A 19,601-nucleotide genomic window follows, 5' to 3' on the forward strand; every position below is an offset into this window, starting at 1 on the left:
GGGTCTGAAAGACTTGAATCACTTGTATGAGCGTCGGTACTTAAGTTATTGAACCGCCGTATACCGAACGGTACGTACGGTGGTGTGAGAGGACGGGAGTTAATCACTCCCTCCTACTCGATTGCGAAGGAGAAGACAGATGAAACTGTTGCTATTTGAATTCAAAAAAATCTTCTTTAGCAAAAGATTCCTCTATATCATGTCACTTCTTGTCATTGGTATCGCATTGCTGTTTGTCCGCAATGTCACTTTTCAGTCGTATATTGTGAAAGAAGAAAATAAGCGAATTGATAGTCAATCAAAGGCGAGTCAAGCAAATGCAAGAGCTCATCGAATCGCCTTGGAAAATGACCCTGAAAATGAAGAACAATTGAAGCTGCAAAAGATGAATTCTGAAATTAGGGACCAATTATACGAATTGATCGGCATCGCTTCGTCTAAAGACTGGGAAAGTAAATTGACGTTGCAAAATGAGATTTACGCAAATACACTTGCCTATAAAAAAGAGGGCGGGGATTTTCCTCTATCCGATAAAGAAATTCGTGAAAGTATAGCGATGAATGAGAAGTTGTTGAAGGAAGGTATCCCTCCTGAACATGCTGTTTATAGTGTGGCGTTACCGAATTTTATGAAGCAAATTGTAGACTTGTTTATCCATTTCGGGGCGTTCATTTTACTAATACTCATCATTGGTGAATCTTTATCCGGCGAGTATGAGAATCATTCGATCAATCAACTGTTTACACAACCACTAAAGAAAACGAAGATTATCATGAGTAAATTTTGGAGTGCCGTATTATTATACATCGTCATGTTGGGTGTCGTTCTCTCGTCGGCATTATTGATTGGATTCGTGTTCGGTGAAAAAGGAAGCTTCAATTATCCTGTGTTACTTGAAAAAAACAATGCTATCGAATTTACGACGATTTCCAGCTATATGACAAAGGGTCTTCTTATCGTTTCCGTCGCGATCATCATGGTCATTGCTTTGTATTTGTTGTACAGCCTGTTGTTTAAGCAAACGCTTGCAACATTGGCCGTCCTCCTCATAACATTGGCAGCAGGCTATTTTATTTCTACTTTTGTGACATGGGGGCCGTTCTCCTGGTTCAATCCATTTGCAAACTTGCTGCCGAGCAATATGATTCTGTTGCAAAATGATCACCTATGGTACCAAGCGATTCCAGTTACGCTTGGCGTTGCAGTGGTTCTATATATACTTGCATCGAGGAAGATTCATACGAGTAAGATTGTGTAAAGCTTAACCTGTTCCGTCGATTACATGACCAATTTAGCAACCGTTCTTTTAAAAATGGGACGGTTGTTTTTTATTGTTTCGAGTTTGGAGAGTGGTCAATTATCAGTGATTAAAAAGATTAGAGTGCCTTTCTTATAGTAAGTAGCTAATCGCAAAGCGCTTCTGTCGAGCGAAGCTGCTCTAACAAGTGGTAGTAGAAATGGGGAAAAGGGCTGATTTGCCGCTGACCTGGAGGCGTTAAACGCGTATAATTGACACTGAGCAACAAATAGATGCACAAGGCAGGTGTTTTCTATCCAACAAATACATTTACTACAAAAGGTCATCGATACAATTGAAGAACGTATAAAGGAAGAGATTAAACCAGACGAGTTGGCGAAAATAAGTGGGTATTCTCCTTTTCATTTTTACCGCGTTTTCCACGAGCATATCGGTTATACCGTAATGGATTATGTCGTTAAGCGAAAACTACAGCATGCGTTATTCGAGTTGGTAAACGGAAAAAAAGTGATTGATATTGCGCTTGAATATGGATTCGAAACACACTCAGGCTTTACGAAAGCGTTTAAACGAGTTTTCGGAAGTCCCCCGAACTTATATCGATTACATTGTCCAACGTCATTTCCTCCTAAGCTAGATTTAATGAATTTCCGTCAAAAAGAAGTCGGAGGCATCGTCATGCAACCGAAAATCGTTCAGAAAACGGGTTTTACGATTGCAGGAAAAACGTATAAAAGTCGATTGGATAACGTGTTTTATACGAGGGATGCTCCAGCATTTTGGGATCAGCGTATCGCTCCAGAAGAGGCGATTGAAACGATGTTGTATGAACAATTAGCTCCGAAGAAACATGGAGAGTATTGCGTGAACCTGAATGCGAGAGAAACGGACAATACGTTCACTTATTTATTTGCCGTTGACTGTGATCATGATGATGCCAAGCTTCCTAAAGGTCTGAAAAAGTTGCATATACAACCAGCGACGTATGCGGTATTTAATATTCCTCCAGTAGATGTGGATCGTTTTGTCCCTGCCATTAAAGGCACGTGGAAATTCATATTGGAAGATTGGCTGCCGCAATCGTCTTACGAAGTGGACGAGCAAGGTTATGACTTTGAATATTACGATGAACGTTGCCATGACTGGCTTTATGAGAAAATTACGATGGAAATATATGTGCCAATTAAGGAAAAAGACAAAGTGTGAGTGGTTCACGCTTTGTCTTTTTTTAACACAACTGTATAGAAATACAACACAGGCATAACGAAACAAGCACTTGCTACGATGGCAGTTTTCACAGCGAATCGTGATGCAATCAATCCGATAATTGGTCCACCGCCAATTTGGCCAATGGCATCGACTTGGCCTTTTACGGAAAAGAAAGTGGCCCGTGTTGATGAGTCAGGGATGATTTTATTCAGCCAAATATCCTCTAACGGATACATTACTTGTCTCGTTACTTGAAGGATGACGTAAAAGATGAGTAAACTCACAACAAATGTCGAGAATGCAAAGCCGATGAGGGAAGCGACAATGAGCGTGCTTCCAACGAAAAGGGTATGGTAAATAGGTCGTAAATTCAGGTGAATCGCACTGCGGTTAATAAAGTGAAGTGCAGTGAAAGAAAGTAAGACAACAATGAATTGAAGTCCGCCCATGAAAATGACTAATTGTTCGTTTGATAATGAAGCTAAAGCGGAAACGTCGATGAAATGTGACATCCATAAGCGGTCGAATCCTTCGCTATACAATCCGATGAACAAAGCGATTAAGAGCAACATCCTCATGACAAAACTTGCTTTGGAATAAACAACGATCTTCTGCATATTTCCCTTCATGCTTTTCCACGTAGAAACCCGTTTGCCTGGTCGTAGAGGTTTGAAGTTGTCTTCTTTTATAAAGAACAGTAAGTACATCGCTAGTCCAAGCATGCAAATTCCACCAATGACAATCGGTAAGTTTATCATGAGATAGCCTGTCAATATGCTAAGCGGAATGGCGATAATCTGGCCAAGCTGCCCAAATTTTGCTCCCCTCATAAATGCTAGCGATGCTTTTTCTTCCCCAATTTCGTCTGCGATCCAAGCTTGCTGGGCGCCGCTTGTAAACGTATAGCCAATCCCCCATGTAATTTGCGAGAAGATAACTGCCGCAAACAGAGGGAACAGCCCTTCAATGATGAATCCGAATCCAATCAAGAAGTAGCCAATGATGAGAGAGAGTTTTCGACTTTTCACGTCTGCCAGTACACCAGTTGGAATTTCAAATAGGAAAACCGTCAGCTCCAAAACCGTCCCGACTAAAACGAGTTGCAGTGGATCGAGCTTTACAACTTGTACATGGTATAACAAATTGACAGTAAAGATATACGTGAAAAATAGTTGTGATGAAAAACAAGTGAACAAGTAAACAGCGTATGGATCTTTCTTATTAAATACATTCATATTTTTTCCTCCTCGATATGATTATAGAGAAGAGGTATCCAATGAACTTGTCCAAATTTGCGATTTTTTAGTGTGAGGAACAATTATTTTATTTGCTCGGAGATAGTAAATAATGCTAACTAGGTAACTTGTTAATTTTTGGAATTTGTATTGCCGAATGTACGAAGTGTGCTGTACTATAAAAAGGAAAGAAAATTCTATACGAAAGAGGAAACATCTTGAAGAAAATTAACATCATCGTACCTACTCTTTTACTGTTTTTGTCTGTGATCGCTCTTCCAACATTTGCGAAAGCCGATACATCACTGCCACTGAATACAGTTGTTTCAGGATCCATTACTGAACAAGAACCAATGGATGCTTATACAGTAACTGTTCAGGAAGCAGGCATTTTATCGATAGATGTGAACGTCTATTTTTCGGCTGCATTTCTTGAAATACGAGATGCAAAAAATGAGCGCATTGGTAATTTTGCAGGGATTTTTCACGGACGACCGGAAAATGCGACTGCTCTTAACAAGAAAGTTAACCTTGAGCCGGGTGTGTATACGATTATTGTGAAAGATTATAACCGGAAAAGTTATGGGAACTATGATTTGAAAGTTTCCTTTACACCAGCGAACAACACGGAGATTGAACCGAATCAATCGATTGCTGAAGCTATGGCGATTCAAGTGAATGACAAAAAAATTAGAGGATTCATTAGCGCGAATGATACGGAAGACTATTACAAAATCGAATTGGTCGAGCAGGGTCGTTTATTCCTCGAAATTGATTCCCAAATGATGAATGGTACGGTTCGGATATATGATGCAAATGGAGAAACTGTTACGTGGGAAAGTTTAGGTTTCTATAATGGATTACCATTGCTGTGGAAATCCCATATTGATTTTGATGCAGGTACGTACTATATCAGTGTAACCGGCAATGATACGTATCAAGGAATCTATGAAATGCTCGTTTCTTTTGCACCTGTTAATACGGATGAGGTTGAACCGAATAATTCGATGGCGACTGCAACTCCAGTTCAGTTAAACGATTTAAAGACACATAAGGGATTTTTGAGTTATACCGATACAAAGGACTATTACAAAATCGAGATGCCGTATGATGGATATTTGACGGTTGAATTTTCTTCAGAGTTTAGTGCCTATCATTTAATCGATGAAAAAGATGTACCGTACGATTCATATGTAAGTAGCGGTGCGGTAGGAATTCTTGAAACGTCGACTCGGAAACAGCAGCTCAAAAAAGGAACGTATTATTTCGTGCCGATGAAGGGTGCGATTTGGCAAGGCGGCATTTATACGCTTGCATTTTCAGCTGAACCTGAAAGTAAAGAGAAGCATGCGTTTAGGGATGTAACGGGCAGGTATACTACAGCAGTTAATTATTTGGTGGATAAAGACGTTACCAATGGAATGACGCCCTTTTATTTCGGAGTGAATGAAAAGATTAAACGAGTGGATGCAGCGATTTGGCTTGCAAAGATGTTAGAGTTGGATACTTCAAACTCAGCGAGTACGCCGTATTTGGACGTGCCTAAAAGGGCTTGGGGAGCGGTAAATGCTCTAAAACAAGCGGATATTGCAAATGGCAAGTCAAAGACTCAGTTTGGAGCGAATGATACGATGACCCGCGGGGAGATGGCGTTAATGATCCAACGAGCGTATCAGTTATCCGGTGACGGTGTGCATCTGCCATTTATCGATGTTTCGCCACGGTATGAAGATGCGGTCAAAGCGCTTTTGAAACACAACATTACGCAAGGGAAATCAGCCAATCAGTTCGGTACCAATATAGCGATCACTCGTGGAGAAATGGCGATATTTTTACACCGGGCAGACCAAACGAAATAAGAGGAAATGCTGGTGCGGATCAGATGGATTCAGCACCGGTTTTTCATTTATTCTATTCAGGACTTAATGTGTAAAATGAATGCCATCAATCATTCCGCTCGTAGCATGTATTCAATACGAATCGGATTCTTAATGAGTTGAAAGCAGTAATGTTTAGGAAAAGAAAGAGGTAAAACACCATGAAGAAAGCTAGCATCTTAGTACTTGTCCTATCACTATTTTTATTTGTATTTCCACTACCTAAGACAGTAAAAGCCGATACGGTTCTTCCGTATAATACAACTGTCACTGGTGAAATTACCGAACAATCTTCAAGTCAAGCATACACTGTAACTGCTGAGGAGGCAGGAACATTCACAATTAATTTCACGGTATACTTTTCTTCAGCCCTATTGGAATTAAGAGATTCCAACAATGAACTTGTGGGCGAATACGAGTGGGTAAATGGCGGTAGTGTTGGAAATCCTCAAGTTTTGCAAAAGGAAGTAAATATTGAACCAGGTGTGTATACTGTACTTGTTAAAGACAATAACAAGATAAGTTTTGGGAAATATGATCTGGCTGTAGCATTTAATCCAGTACACAATACGGAAACTGAACCCAATCAGACGTTCACCGAGGCGATGCCGATTCAACTAAATGGAAAGCGGATCCGTGGGTTTATTAGCGCAAACGATCATCATGACTACTATAAAGTGGAGGTAGAGGAAGCAGGTCGGCTGGAACTGGATATCGTTTCCCAAATGCGTAGCGGAACTGTTGAATTCTACGATGCAAAGGGAGACATGATTTCTCGGGATTCATTAGATTATTATGAAGGAACACCAGTTACATGGAAAACGCATCAAGACTTTGAGGCGGGCACGTACTACATTCATGTAGTGGGATATGGTTCCAATCAAGGCATTTATGAAATGCTTGTTTCGTTTATGCCTGCAAATAATGCGGAAATTGAACCGAATAATAACAAGTTTACCGCAATGCCCATCTCGATAATGGATCCGAAAATGTACACGGGCTTTTTAAGTTATACAGATCGCTATGACTACTATAAGATAGATATGAAATTTGATGGGTATGTAACGATCAACTTCTCATCAGAATTTAGTGGTTACCAATTAACGGATGGTATAAGTATCAATTATGCTTCACATAGAGGTAGTGGCAGTAACGGACATCCTGAAGCTTCCACTCAAAGAATTGCACTCCCGAAAGGCGTCTATTATTTCGTTCCTTTTGCACAAGTTTCTTGGCAAAGTGGCGTGTACACGATGTCATTTAAAGCAGAAGTGGATTTTAAAGATGTAACAGGTAGGTATATGCCGGCAGTCACGTTCTTGGCGGATAAAGAAGTGGCAAATGGCATTACTAAAAATGAATTTGGCGTATATGACAACATGAAACGCGTGGATGCAGCGATTTGGCTTGCGAAAATATTGGAGTTGGATCCATCAGATTCAACATATACACCCTATTTGGATGTACCGAAAAGAGCATGGGGAGCGGTTAACGCGCTAAAAGTTGCAAACATTGCAAACGGAAAATCAACAACCCATTTTGGCGCAGATGATACAATGACGCGTGGTGAAATGGCGTTGCTCCTAAAACGGGCATATGGCTTATCAGCAGAAGGTGTGGAAAATCCTTTTATAGATGTAGCGTCACGTTATGAAGAAGCGGTAAATGCTTTATTGAAAAATAATGTGACGCAAGGGAAATCGCCCACTCGATTTGGGACCGGCGAACCGATTACGCGTGGTGAAATGGCATTGTTTTTATATCGGGTGGAAGCAACCCGTTAATAGAGGACCGGTGCAGATGCTAGTCATCATGCACCGGTTTTATTCAAATTGAATAACGAAACTTTGAACGAGCGTAGGACGCTGCGTTTATTTCGGCTTTTCGCGCTCGGATTTCTCGCGCTGGTTCGGCGTCATGGGTTCTTGCTTCGGATGTAAATTCCCGAGCTCTGCAAGCTCCATCGATATTTCTTCTTTCCCATTGGCGTTAACGACATTACTATTCGCGTTTTTGCGCTGAATGTTCTTCATTGAAAAAAACCTCCTTTTGCACTGTAGTATGGGAGGATTTTTTGAATTGATGTACACATCGAAGTTTATTTAGAGCAAAGATGAACTCGAGTATAGAGTAGTGAGAAAGATATCGCTTTACATTTGCGATTTGTCAATGTTGATAGAGTGACTGGAAATTACATGAAGAAGTGTTTGCGAAAAAAATCTTGGATTAAATCCTAGGAATCACTTTAGAAGCTTTGGAACTTAAGTGGAGAAAAATAGTTGAAAACATAAAAAAAGACCCTACACGAGGGTCTTTTTTTTAGCCGTAATTAAGCTTTTTGAACGTTTGAAGCTTGTAGGCCGCGTTGTCCTTGTTCGATTTCAAATGTTACACTTTGACCTTCGTCTAAAGATTTGAAACCTTCGCTTTGAATTGCTGAGAAATGTACGAATACATCCTCTCCACCTTCACGCTCGATGAATCCAAAACCTTTTTCTGCGTTGAACCACTTAACTGTACCTTGTTCCATTAATATTACCTCCTAGTGTGGATTTCCACACGATGTGTTACTATTCTTGCTCAAATACTTTAGACGAAAAGCAAAATCCTAATATCCATTCGATAAAAGAACAAAAATAATTCTTCTTAAGAATAACACATAGTTGAAGAAAAAGCTAATCGTATGAATACTATTTAATTTCTTCGTAGTATAGAGACTTATCTAAATTCGTTTCTTCTATTTTCATAGAAAACTCTTGGTCTAAATATGTAAAAAGACTAAAAATTTTATTGGCATAACGACAGTCTTCGTTGCAATTCTCGAAACAGACGGAAGGAAATTGAGCAAACTGCACCATTTGCCATCGTAACTGTGCGTTCTTTCGTATGTAGTTCTACTACATGCTGAAGATTTATTAAAAAACTTTTATGGCATCGAAAGAAAGACTCTCCTAGCTGTTCAAAGTCTATCAGTTTACCGTAAAATTCGTAGTATCCATTTCTCTCATGCAATTCAAGCTTATGTGGACTTGAAGACGTTTCAATGAAATAAATATCTTGAAGCTTTATGTTCTTAATACGTTCGCCAATTTTAATTTGCACCATTGATGATTGATCAAATTCACCGAGCTGTTTATACTTTTGGAATGCAACTTGCAGCACGTCAACAACTTGCGAACTGATTTGACTGGGCGTATCTTTCACGATGAAATCCAGTGCGGCTAGTTTGTAAGTGAATGTCATTTTTAATTGATCGGCATGTGACGTAATGAAAATAATCGTCGCTAGCGGGTCTTTTTTTCTAATTTCAACAGCGATATCCATCCCGTTGAGTCGGTGATTCAGCTCGATATCTAGAAAGTAGCAATCAGCTTGATGTTTCTCCAAATAGGCTAACACTTCATCTGGTTGGTTGGCAGACAGGACAATTTCAATACTTGGTTCATGAAATAGCGCATAGTTTGTAATGGCTTGATGTAAAAGCTGTCTTTGATGCTTGTCATCTTCACAAATTAGAACCTTCACCAAAATCCCTCCCGTCAATCGTCATTTCATGAATAAACGAATGATTTTCAATGCGTGTGTTTAATGTGACATTCGCGTAATTGGACAATATTTTTCTAACGTTGAATAGACCAAATCCACGATTTTCGCCCTTTGTTGAAGTCTTTTCCTCAAACAATTTTTTACTGTTTATTGTATCCAACGTTGTTCGATTCTCGATGATCATGACGACTTTGTTTGGCATAGTAATGAAAGCTAGATGAATTTTAGGATTTTTCAAAGAGGTGCTAGCCTCAATGGCATTGTCTAAAAGAATACCGATAATACGCGACAAATGTATACGATTCATCGCGATGTCTTGAATCGTTTCTGGAATTTCGATCGTCATGGGAATATGTGATTCATCCGCAAAGAGTAGTTTAGTAGCAATCAACCCCTTTAACTCAATCATTTTAAGGTTCTCAAGCTGGCTAAACATTTTGTTCTTAAACAACGAACGTTGCTCTTCTCTACTAATATGTTCGTTAAAATATTTTTGCAGGCCAGCCAAATCCTCTTGCTCTATGTACCCTCGTAATGTTAATAGAATATTTGCGTAGTCATGTCGGAATGTTTGCATCTCTCGGTTCACTTGTTCTAATGCTTGCATGTATTGTGTAAATTGCTGCTGCTCAATCATTTGTTGGTTTAGTCGGTTTTCCTTACTAATGGTACGTAATAGAATCGTAGTCAAGCCGATCATTATAAAAAAATAAACAAATAAGGCAACTAAATTAGCCGAGGAAATCTGGATATCCCCTTGTTCCATTGGAATAAAAATAAGTGCGTAGAAAACGAAAAAAGTGATGCTTGTTATAAGTAATAATAATAGTTGAGAATGCCTTGAAATTCTTAAAGGCTCCTTGTATTGAAATAAGTATTTTTTATAAAAAACCAAAACAAATGCAATGAGAACAACGATAAGTATCCCGTGAATGATAGGTGGTAAAGACAGTTTATTGACAAAGAATAGCGTCGTAGATTCTGCTAAGATGCAAATAATATAAATGACGAATAGATGAAGAAACACCAGTTTGGTTCTTGTGAATATATAAAATAACCCCATGCTGAACAAGATACTTGCAACCATTGGAATCCAAAGCGCATGTTGAAAATAGATCGCCAATACCGTTACAAACGAATTGACGAGTAAACACCAAATCACCCGTTGTAGTGTGATTTTCATGGACATTACATAAAAAAGTGATCCATAAATGATGAGAAAGTTAAATAGACTGAAAGCAATGAAAGAGGTCGTCATATGTCTCCTCCGATTCACAAAGTAGCCACTCCTCTATACGGTCAGGAGTGTTTTTAAGACGTTGAAGATAAAATAGCCTTAACCAATTCTATCATGATTATAATGAAGGATGATCATAACCATACATGGTTTAGGAGTTGGAGGCTTGTTACGTGAAAGAAGAACTATTGGAATTAAGTAATCAATCGCTGTTTTTTGCATTTATCTTATTAGTAATTTCTATTATACCAGTTGGAATCGCATTGAAATCCAAAAACGAATGGGGTAGCCGAATAGGTGTTAGTATGACGTACTTGTCCTTTTCTTTGCAACTTCTCTACTTCGTACTTAGATGGATAGCAATCGGACATGCACCTGTTAGTAATTTGTATGAGTTCATGACCTTCTTTGGCATCATGCTGATTGGAAGTGCACTCATCATGTATCATATGTATAAGCAAATAATTGTTTTGCTATTTGCAATTCCGGTTTCACTTATCATTATGGGATACGGTGCAGTGTTTACAAGGGATGCATCTCCTTTAATTCCTGCACTTCAAAGCAATTGGTTGTCCATTCACGTAATTACTGTTGCGGTTTCAAGTGCCATACTCTCTATTGCGTTTGTGACAGGGATTATTTACTTACTCAAAGTACTCAATGTAGATGAAAGAACGAAGCATACAAAAGGGTTGGAATTTGTGATGTATTGTCTCGTTGTTGTTGTCGGGTTTATCATTTCCTCGATGGTGTTTACAATGACAATGGATGAAAAAATTGTGCAGTTTGAGAACCGAGAACGAGTTTTGGAAGAGGCTACTTATAAAATGCCGGCCATTGTTGTTAATGACGGAGCGGTACTTATAAATGATCAAAAGGCAATTGGAGGACTCGAAGTACCAAATGCTATTGATGCGAAAAAACTCAATTCAATCCTCTGGGCATTCATTGTCGGGTCTAGTATTTATAGTCTTATTCGACTCATAACAAAGAAGAAAATTATTCAGATCGTAAAGCCGCTGACGTCGAAAGTGAATCCAACAGTCATGGATGAGATGACTTATCGTGTAGTAATTGTAGGATTTCCATTGTTCTCTTTAGGCGGTTTGCTGTTTGCGATGATTTGGGCACATCAGGCATGGGGGCGTTTTTGGGGGTGGGATCCCAAGGAAGTATGGGCATTAATCACTTGGCTGTTTTACGCTGCATTCCTTCATCTACGGACTTCGAAAGGATGGGAAGGAAAACGGACGGCGTGGATGGGCATAATCGGGTTTGGCCTCATTGTATTTAACCAAGTATTCGTGAACCTTGTGATTGCTGGTTTGCATTCATATGCATGAAGAGAAGACATCTCCTTTGGAATGAGGGGATGTCTTTTTCCATGAAGACGCAACAATTTTTTCTACATAGGAAAAGAATGTTTTTCGAACTCCTCATTTTATTCAAATTAATTAAAGGAGAAAGTGTGTACTATGCAGAAGTTATTCTTATCGTAATTGAATGTAAAGGGGACGGGTTGCTGATGGAAGCTTTACTAGTCATTGACGTACAGAATGGGATTGTGGAATTTGCAGATTTTCAAAAAGAATTAACCGTTATGAAAGACGTCATTGAAGATTTTAAGAGGAAAGGAAAGCCAGTAATTTTCATCCGACATTTGGATGACGAGGAAGAAAGCTCTCTCTATAAAGGTTCGGCGGGTTCTGAATTGCATGCTTCGTTAAAGGAATATGCGGAGTGTATCGTTGAGAAGCAGACACCAAGCGCCTTTTTCGAAACGGACTTATCGAGTCGGTTAGAAAAGTTAGATGTAGACCACGTATTCATTATTGGCTTCAATACGGAGTTTTGCTGTCAGTTTACAGCAATTGCTGCTTTTGATCGAGGCTACAAAGTGACATTTATCGAAGATGGTACGGGTACAACCAATACTGCTGAATCATATGGTATGGCTGGTTTGGATATAAAGGATTTTGTCGGCACGGTGCTGCATTGGTCGAATGTTATTGAAGTGTTGGATTATGAGGAGTATATAGAAGTTTACAAGTAAGGAGTGGGCGCCATGCTACCTCAGGAATTGGCTGTCGAGAAAATTAGTGAGAGTTTGAAAAGAGATCCACTCGTGCAAGCGGTTTTTTTGAAAGGTTCGATGGGAAGGGGCGAGCATGATGCCCATTCAGATGTCGATCTTTACTGTGTGGTGAACGAAAAGGATGAGAAACAATTTCTTGCCAATCGATTAGAGCATGTGCATGCGTATCGAGAGACGATTTTATGGGATGATATTTTCATTGTCGCACCTCAAATCATCGCTGTATTTGACAATTTGTTGCACATTGATTTATTCACGGTCACAAAAGAAACGTTTGTTGGCGGAGACTATTTCACCGTGCTTTACGATCCACACCGTATTATGGATGAATTTGTACATACACAAGGACTGACACTTACGGAAAATGAATATGAAGATGATGTCATGGATGTGGCTTGGTTTTTATTCCAATATAAAAAATCTGCTGCACGAGGAAATGATATGTGGTCAGTTAAAATGCTAACAAATGTCATCCATCATCTAGGGAGAGTATTGTTGTACCGATATGAACCGGAACGGGCAAAGTTAGGATTGAAGACAATTGAACAGTCATTGCCGGAAGAGGTTGGTACGGAATTGAAGGACATTATGGAGTTCATCACACCACAGAGGCACGCGCAGGCGGTAGAGCGGATTAGCACGTTGCTGGATCGTGAAGTGGAGTGGATGCAAAAGCGGTTTGCTGAAGAACATCAAACAATGCTTTTTTTACGAAGAATGATTGAACTGCATGGTAGTGAGTATCCATACTAATTTAAGATCACGATGTGGAAATGATTATCGAGGAACCAGAAGATTGCCCGCCAGGAAAGTATATTAGTTTTCACGATCCTTTTGGGAATGTATGGGAGTATTTGCAGTTTGCTTAGTACTTGTTGAGTAAGCCATTAACATAGGCTTACTCATTTTTTCCTTTATAGACGATTAACTGCTTATGGAGAAGATGTTTTTCGGGAAGGCAGACGATTAATAGAATCATTAGCATTTTGGCTTGTAAAACTAAATTGGTTGGTATGCATAGTGACGAAAATGTAAGACTCCGAGTTGATTTGTTCGTTGAATCAATGGAAGAGTATTTCATCTCCATATATGCTTGCTATAGTAGAGCAAGAGAGGTCTGGAGGAATGAGAAATGGATAGTGTACTAATAGCTCGAGGCATTCAAAAAGTGTATGGAACGAAAACGAATCTTTTTACGGTATTAAACGAAGTGGACCTAACAATACATAGAGGTGAATTTGTCGGCATCATGGGTCCTTCTGGAGCAGGGAAAACAACGTTACTTAATATTTTAGCGACCATTGACAAACCAACGCTTGGAAGTATTCAAATCAATGGAAAAGATATTACGGGATTACGTGATGAACCGCTATCAGAATTTAGAAGAACAAATTTAGGGTTCATCTTTCAAGATTACAATTTACTAGATTCTTTGACGATTCGAGAGAATATCTTATTGCCACTCGCCTTTGCAAATCAAGCGGTTGCAATGATAGACAGTAGAGTTACAGAAGTCGCTACAGTTCTAGGCATTCAATCCATTTTGGATAAGTACCCTTATCAAACATCCGGTGGTCAAAAGCAACGAACCGCCGCGGCAAGGGCAATTATTCATAATCCTACATTAGTTTTAGCGGATGAACCGACCGGTGCCTTGGATTCAAAATCATCAATGGATCTGCTAAATGCTTTTAACGTATTGAACCGTGATTTTCAAACAACAATTCTTATGGTGACGCATGATGCGTTTGCAGCCAGTTATTGTGACCGCGTCATTTTCATAAAGGATGGCAGTTTATTTACAGAATTGGTGAAAGGGGATAAGGATCGAAAACAGTTTTTTAACCAATCGGTGACGACACTTTCCTCTATGGGGGGCGGTAACCATGAATTTGTATGATGTGGTCTTGAAAAACCTGAAGCATAATTTCGGAAGGTATTTCATTTATATCGCTTCACTCACGTTTAGTGTTTTAATCTATTTTACTTTTGTCTCCTTACAACATAATGAGCAAGTTGCAGATGCATTTGGCAGAGAAGATAAGTTGGGGCCTGTTTTGACGGGAGCTTCTATTTTGTTGCTAGTCTTTATTGCGATTTTTGTATGGTACTCAAATACATTTTTTATTCGAAATCGAAAGCAAGAAATCGGTCTTTACGCATTAGTCGGGGGAACAAAATCAGAAATCGGTCGAATGCTATTTTATGAGAATTTGTTGATGAGCCTTCTTTCATTAGGGGTAGGTATTGGCTTGGGGCAAGTATTCTCCGTGTTTTTCAGTATGATTCTTCTCAAAATCATGGGGATTCATACAGTTGTGCATTTCACAGTTAATGTAGCACCTATCGTGCAAACTGTTTTTGTGTTTATGCTTATTATGCTATTAGCTTCGTTCCAGGTAAATCGGATCGTTCATCGCTTTCAACTTATTGACCTGTTTCAAGCGAAAAATAAAGTCCAGACAGTAATAAAACCATCTATATTCGTTGCCGTGATGGCGTTTGTATTGCTAGGTTTTAGTTATTGGAGTCTATTACATGCCTACGATTTGAAAAGTTGGGATACTCATTTTGGACGTAATTTCTTTGGGGTTATCATTTTGATCGTAACGGGTTCTTATTTATTGTTTCATTCTGGTAGTGGGCTATTTGTTCATATCCTACAAAATAAGAAGGGTGCATATTACAAATGGAAGAACTTAATTACATTTACCCAGCTGAAAAATAGACTTAAAACGAATGCGATTATACTTACAGTCATATCCGTATTGAATGGTATCACGATTGTCGCATTTGGATTTGCCGTTACGATGTACTATAACACGATGCAGACATTGAAGGATCACGTTCCGTTCAGTTATCAGTTTGAAGTCACAGACGAATCCATTAACGAGAAAATGAATGCTATTCTTATGGAAAGTAAGGAATACCCTGTCCTTTTTGATGAGGTATTCGAGTATGTAATGGTGCCTGGGCAAGTAGATGACCTGGACAATATTCCAGGGGGCTATTATTACTATGATCAGCAGTTCGCTGTCCTATCAGCTGCGACCTATAATCACCTTGCCGACCAATTAGATCGTCAACCTGTCCCCACTCTCGATAAAGGCGATGTAGTCATGCTCGGACGGAATTTTATTGGTTCTCAAAAAGAAGATGAAAATGTCGGTCGAACATTGTCCCTAGGTATGAATGAAGAATATCGTCCAGTACAGGTAGTAGGGAATAAAATCGAATCTATGTTTAACTACGATGTTCTACCATCTGTCCTGATCGTGAACGATGGAGTATTTCAACAGATGCGAGAGGAATTTAACCGAACCATGACGCGTGTCGTAAAGGTTGAAAATCAAGAACAGTCAGCCCCGTTAACGGAAAAGTTGAGAGCTACTTATGAAGAAGGGATTCGACATGGAATTGATTCACAAATGGGCTTTTATAGTTATTCGGAAAACTATGAGCTTGCACAATCCATTTATGGATTACTCATCTTCGTTTTTGGATTTTTAGGACTCGTCTTTTTAACAGCGACTGGAAGTATTATTTACTTTAAAATGCTGACTGAAATCGTGGAGGATCGTCAAAGGTATCAAGTTTTACGAAAGCTTGGCTTAAGTAAGAGGAAAGTGAAAAAACTAATTGCGAGACAAACGTTCATCCTATTTTTGTTGCCGCTTGTCATCGGTATTGGACATAGTTCGGTCATCCTTGGCGCTTTAGCGAATGTAATGGCGATAAACTTTATTACACCTGTTGTATCTTGCATAATTGTTTACTCTTTGCTTTATGGCGTGTATTACAAATTAACGTTATGGACTGCAAATAAACTTGTAAATTCGTAGGAACCTCTATATCGAGTTAAATGTAATGAATAAACCGCAAGACATCAAGGTCGTTGAAACTTGGTGTCATACGGTTTTTCATTTTAACAAAGTTTTGTCCTACGTAACGATTGAATAGTAATCTAGCCTTTTTGGGAAGTGGATGGTAATTTTGGTGTATTGATGTTCTTGAGATGAAATGGATAGCTGATGTCCGAGTTTATGTGCTAGCTTATTCGCTAGGTACAGACCCATCCCCGTAGATTTGTGATAAATCCTTCCGTTCGTACCAGTGAAACCTAAATCGAAAACACGAGGGATATCAGATTTGGATATGCCAATTCCATTGTCGATGATGGTCAATCGAACTTCTTTTTGATCTTCTTCTGAATGAATGGAAATTGTTCCTTCATCAGCACTGTATTTTAATGCATTGGCGATGATTTCCGACAGTAAATACCCTAACCATTTTGAATCGGTTTCCACTTGTGTAGAGTCCAACTGAATATCTGCTTTGATCTTTCGTTGAATAAATTGTTTAGCGTGTTTTTTAACGACTGTGCGAACGATTTTGTCCAATTCTGTTTGTACGATGTGATAATCCTGGGAAAAATGATCCGTTCGCGTAAAGTAGAGGGCTTGTTCCACGTTCCGTTCGATACGTGAAATTTCCTCTTGAATGCTGAGTGTGTCAACGTTACTAGGTGCTTGTTCAAGAATGAGTTTACAGACTGCGATCGGTGTTTTAATTTCATGAAACCACGAAGTCATGAACTCCAAAGATTCTTTTTTCTCTTGCATAATGGTGAGCATTTTTTGTTGATGCTCTTCATTTATCGTTTGAAACCATTGCATGTATAAGTGCTGTTCGTATGTATGAGGTTCTCCGACACCTTCCGGGATAAAAATTCCTTCATTCCAATGAGCCGTCATTTTTGTGAAATGCTTTTTGGTGAAAAAATAGTCGATGGCTAAGTAGGCGATCAAGAAACCTAGACAAACAGTATGGATATAGAGAACATTGGAAATGTGTACGGACATTGTCGGTTCTACATAAAGCATAATCGTAATGAATGCCATGATCAGTACGTACAAAGATAGTACTCGCTTTTGGAAAGTCAGATACTGCCGAAAGGACACATTCATACAAGCATATACCCCTGTCCTTTTTTCGTTTGAATGTAATCATCGATCCCATATTCGCTTAATTTTCTCCGCAGCCGATTCATGTTGACCGTTAATGTATTGTCGTCAATGAAATTCTCATCTTCCCATAATGCAGTCATCAGCTCATCTCTTTGAACAATTTGGTTTTTGTGTTCAAGCAGAATGCAAAGAATTTTAAATTCGTTCTTTGTTAGCTCAATGTCTTGATTATTAATCGTAACAACTGCTTTCTTCACATGGAGCGTCAGATCTCGGTGCGTAAGGACGTGCGTTTCCACCTGATGATAGGTGTAGGATCTTCTCAGGAGTGTGTGGATTTTCGTAAGGAGCATCTCCATCGAAAACGGTTTTTGGATAAAATCATCGCCACCCATGTTTAACGCCATCATCATATCCATCATTTCTGTACGAGATGAGAGAAAGAGAATCGGAATGTTTGAGTGACGACGAATCCGTTCACACCAATGAAAGCCATTATAGTAGGTCAGGTTAATATCCATAATGACGAGGTGGGGATTAGTAGCTTGAAAGGACTCTTCTACTTTTTCAAAATCTACTACTGTTTGTGCCGTATAGCCCCATTTTCGTAACTCCGCTGCAACCAAATCACTGATTTTCTTTTCATCTTCGACAATTAAAATAGTGAACATCGATTTCACGTCCTAAATATAGAAGTTATCTAAATTGTACCACAAGCTTTTATGTGAAATAGCGTAGTGACAAAAATGTAAGGAAGGGTCGGGGTGGAACGGGTTTTACCGTATGTAAAAGCGAGGAATGTGCTAGCAAGATACTCTTCCGTGGTTGTGCAATCGAGTTAACTGATTGTTGGGAGCCGTCCTGGTGAACAGTTTATGTTATTGTCGCTGTGCTACGAGATGTACCGATGATCACGCGAAAATAGATAGAAGAATAATTAATGCTTCAACAAGTTCATGTTAGTGTATCAATAATATAGATTTAATTGACTGAATGTTCTTTATGAAGTAGATTGGTAAGTAGAAGAGTATAGGAATGGAGATGAAGTGCATTTAATATTAAAGAGCGAATGGCGCCTCAGTTGTTGGAAGCATTGGATGCTGCTATCAGGCGATTGCCGGAATATCATGAAATGATGCCTATTTTAAAGGCGAAGTACGCCGCTGTTCAAGCTGGATTTGGCGGTGAACAGGAGTTGGACAAGGTTTTTGAACGGTATGCTTTTTCAATGGAGTATGGTGTTTTTCATGATGTATCACTTGTATCGAGCACACTTTTTCAAGTGGATACGTTGTTGGTTACCCCATGGTATGCAGTGTTATTCGAAGTGAAAAATATTGCAGGTGAATTAATGGTAACAGCTAATCCGCCACAGTTGATTCGCAAATCTGATTCCGGCCAGTTGAGCGGATTTAAAAGTCCCATTGCCCAGCTGGAGAGCAATTGTGAGCTGTTTGAGGATTGGTTAAATAACAGAGGTTTGTCGCTTCCTGTTTATGGAGCCGTCGTCCTCGCGTATGCAAAACAGCGAATTGAAGTGTTTGACACGGAAGTTCCCATTTTATTTCCACATGCAGTCCCCACATTCATCCGCAAACTTCCAACAGGTTCTCTTATGTTGGATAATCAAGCATTTAGGGGGCTATTGAATAGCTTGAAGAAGTGTCATCGTCCATTTATTCCTGCACCAATTTGTAGTACATATGCTATTTCCAAACAAGACATTCGTACGGGTGTGATTTGTCCTGGGTGTGGGGGTTTTGGGATGGAGAAATACTCGGGAGGCTGGCGTTGTCTGTCTTGTGGGAAAACCAGTCGAAAAGCGCATGAGCAAGCAATCCGTGATTGGTTCCTATTGTTTGGTGGAGAGATGAGGAATAAAGATTGCAGGACATTTCTTCATGTAGATCGACAGCAAACTGCACATCGCCTTTTGGTATCGATGGAGTTACAGACGAAAGGTACGTATAGGGACAGAGTGTATAAAAATCCTGATGCTACTCTAAAATTAGGACTCAGCGAATTGGGAGAGTTATAATAAACTTATCCAACTAAGCGGAGTGAAAAAAGATGAAAAGACAGTATGACAAAGAATTTAAAATGGATGCAGCCAAGTTGGTTGTGGATGCAGGTAAAACGGTAGCACAAACAGCTAGAGACCTGGGTATCGCGGAACA

18 protein-coding genes are annotated in these 19,601 nt (G+C 39.4%); 11 read left to right on the plus strand and 7 right to left on the minus strand.

The genetic code is table 11. From position 1 onward, the window contains the following. Nucleotides 1-139 precede the first annotated feature (139 nt). Nucleotides 140-1,258, plus strand: coding sequence for an ABC transporter permease subunit (locus tag QT711_RS19065; protein ID WP_317946833.1), 1,119 nt, complete (start codon nt 140-142; stop codon nt 1,256-1,258). A gap of 285 nt (nt 1,259-1,543) precedes the next feature. Next, complete coding sequence (locus QT711_RS19070; protein ID WP_317946834.1) at nt 1,544-2,464, plus strand: AraC family transcriptional regulator; 921 nt, start codon at nt 1,544-1,546, stop codon at nt 2,462-2,464. A gap of 5 nt (nt 2,465-2,469) precedes the next feature. On the opposite strand, the gene QT711_RS19075 is transcribed toward QT711_RS19070, so the two are convergent. Beyond that, nucleotides 2,470-3,702 carry an MFS transporter gene (locus tag QT711_RS19075; RefSeq protein WP_317946835.1) on the minus strand — a complete coding sequence of 411 codons (1,233 nt, stop codon included), beginning with the start codon at nt 3,700-3,702 and terminating at the stop codon, nt 2,470-2,472. Nucleotides 3,703-3,920: 218 nt separating this feature from the next. Between QT711_RS19075 and QT711_RS19080 the strand changes: the two genes are divergently transcribed. Both QT711_RS19080 and QT711_RS19085 read left to right on the plus strand, forming a co-directional pair. After that, a complete protein-coding gene (locus tag QT711_RS19080) occupies nt 3,921-5,561 on the plus strand; it encodes an S-layer homology domain-containing protein (RefSeq protein ID WP_317946836.1) in 1,641 nt (546 codons plus the stop codon). Nucleotides 5,562-5,740: 179 nt separating this feature from the next. Beyond that, entirely contained in the window at nt 5,741-7,363 is a 1,623-nt protein-coding gene (locus tag QT711_RS19085) for an S-layer homology domain-containing protein (RefSeq protein ID WP_317946837.1), read from the plus strand. A gap of 87 nt (nt 7,364-7,450) precedes the next feature. On the opposite strand, the gene QT711_RS19090 is transcribed toward QT711_RS19085, so the two are convergent. From QT711_RS19090 to QT711_RS19105, 4 genes are all read right to left on the minus strand, one after another. Continuing rightward, entirely contained in the window at nt 7,451-7,612 is a 162-nt protein-coding gene (locus tag QT711_RS19090) for a hypothetical protein (RefSeq protein ID WP_317946838.1), read from the minus strand. A gap of 296 nt (nt 7,613-7,908) precedes the next feature. Then, nucleotides 7,909-8,109 carry a cold-shock protein gene (locus QT711_RS19095; RefSeq protein ID WP_317946839.1) on the minus strand — a complete coding sequence of 67 codons (201 nt, stop codon included), beginning with the start codon at nt 8,107-8,109 and terminating at the stop codon, nt 7,909-7,911. Between the two features lie 257 nt (nt 8,110-8,366). Next, a complete protein-coding gene (locus tag QT711_RS19100; RefSeq protein WP_317946840.1) occupies nt 8,367-9,104 on the minus strand; it encodes a LytR/AlgR family response regulator transcription factor in 738 nt (245 codons plus the stop codon). Next, nucleotides 9,085-10,308, minus strand: a complete 1,224-nt coding sequence (locus QT711_RS19105) for a sensor histidine kinase (protein ID WP_317946841.1) — start codon at nt 10,306-10,308, stop codon at nt 9,085-9,087. Before QT711_RS19105 ends, QT711_RS19100 begins: the two co-directional genes overlap by 20 nt. Nucleotides 10,309-10,535: 227 nt before the next feature. On the opposite strand from QT711_RS19105, the gene ccsB reads away from it, so the two are divergent. The 5 genes from ccsB (at nt 10,536) to QT711_RS19130 (ending at nt 16,299) form a co-directional block, all read left to right on the plus strand. After that, entirely contained in the window at nt 10,536-11,705 is a 1,170-nt protein-coding gene (gene ccsB / locus QT711_RS19110) for a c-type cytochrome biogenesis protein CcsB (protein ID WP_317946842.1), read from the plus strand. Nucleotides 11,706-11,887: 182 nt separating this feature from the next. Next, the gene (locus QT711_RS19115; protein WP_317946849.1) at nt 11,888-12,415 is read left to right on the plus strand and encodes an isochorismatase family protein; all 528 of its coding nucleotides are present in this window, start codon (nt 11,888-11,890) and stop codon (nt 12,413-12,415) included. Nucleotides 12,416-12,427: 12 nt separating this feature from the next. Beyond that, nucleotides 12,428-13,210 carry a nucleotidyltransferase domain-containing protein gene (locus tag QT711_RS19120; RefSeq protein WP_317946843.1) on the plus strand — a complete coding sequence of 261 codons (783 nt, stop codon included), beginning with the start codon at nt 12,428-12,430 and terminating at the stop codon, nt 13,208-13,210. A 379-nt stretch (nt 13,211-13,589) separates the two neighbouring features. Further along, a complete protein-coding gene (locus QT711_RS19125) occupies nt 13,590-14,357 on the plus strand; it encodes an ABC transporter ATP-binding protein (RefSeq protein WP_317946844.1) in 768 nt (255 codons plus the stop codon). Continuing rightward, entirely contained in the window at nt 14,344-16,299 is a 1,956-nt protein-coding gene (locus QT711_RS19130) for an ABC transporter permease (RefSeq protein ID WP_317946845.1), read from the plus strand. The genes QT711_RS19125 and QT711_RS19130 overlap by 14 nt, the downstream gene beginning before the upstream one ends. Before the next feature lie 99 nt (nt 16,300-16,398). Here the strand turns inward: QT711_RS19130 and QT711_RS19135 are convergent, their stop codons facing one another. Both QT711_RS19135 and QT711_RS19140 read right to left on the minus strand, forming a co-directional pair. After that, nucleotides 16,399-17,373 (minus strand): sensor histidine kinase, encoded by a 975-nt coding sequence (locus QT711_RS19135; RefSeq protein ID WP_317946846.1) that lies wholly within the window; start codon nt 17,371-17,373, stop codon nt 16,399-16,401. Nucleotides 17,374-17,420: 47 nt separating this feature from the next. Continuing rightward, nucleotides 17,421-18,095, minus strand: coding sequence for a response regulator transcription factor (locus QT711_RS19140; protein ID WP_317946847.1), 675 nt, complete (start codon nt 18,093-18,095; stop codon nt 17,421-17,423). Between the two features lie 398 nt (nt 18,096-18,493). Here QT711_RS19140 and QT711_RS19145 point away from each other — a divergent pair, with 398 nt between their 5' ends. Continuing rightward, nucleotides 18,494-19,462 carry a nuclease-related domain-containing protein gene (locus QT711_RS19145; RefSeq protein ID WP_317946848.1) on the plus strand — a complete coding sequence of 323 codons (969 nt, stop codon included), beginning with the start codon at nt 18,494-18,496 and terminating at the stop codon, nt 19,460-19,462. Between the two features lie 32 nt (nt 19,463-19,494). After that, the coding region (locus tag QT711_RS19635; RefSeq protein ID WP_398296414.1) for a transposase at nt 19,495-19,601 on the plus strand (107 nt) is incomplete at its 3' end.

This window comes from Sporosarcina saromensis (assembly GCF_033253735.1).
GTDB lineage: Bacteria > Bacillota > Bacilli > Bacillales_A > Planococcaceae > Sporosarcina > Sporosarcina saromensis.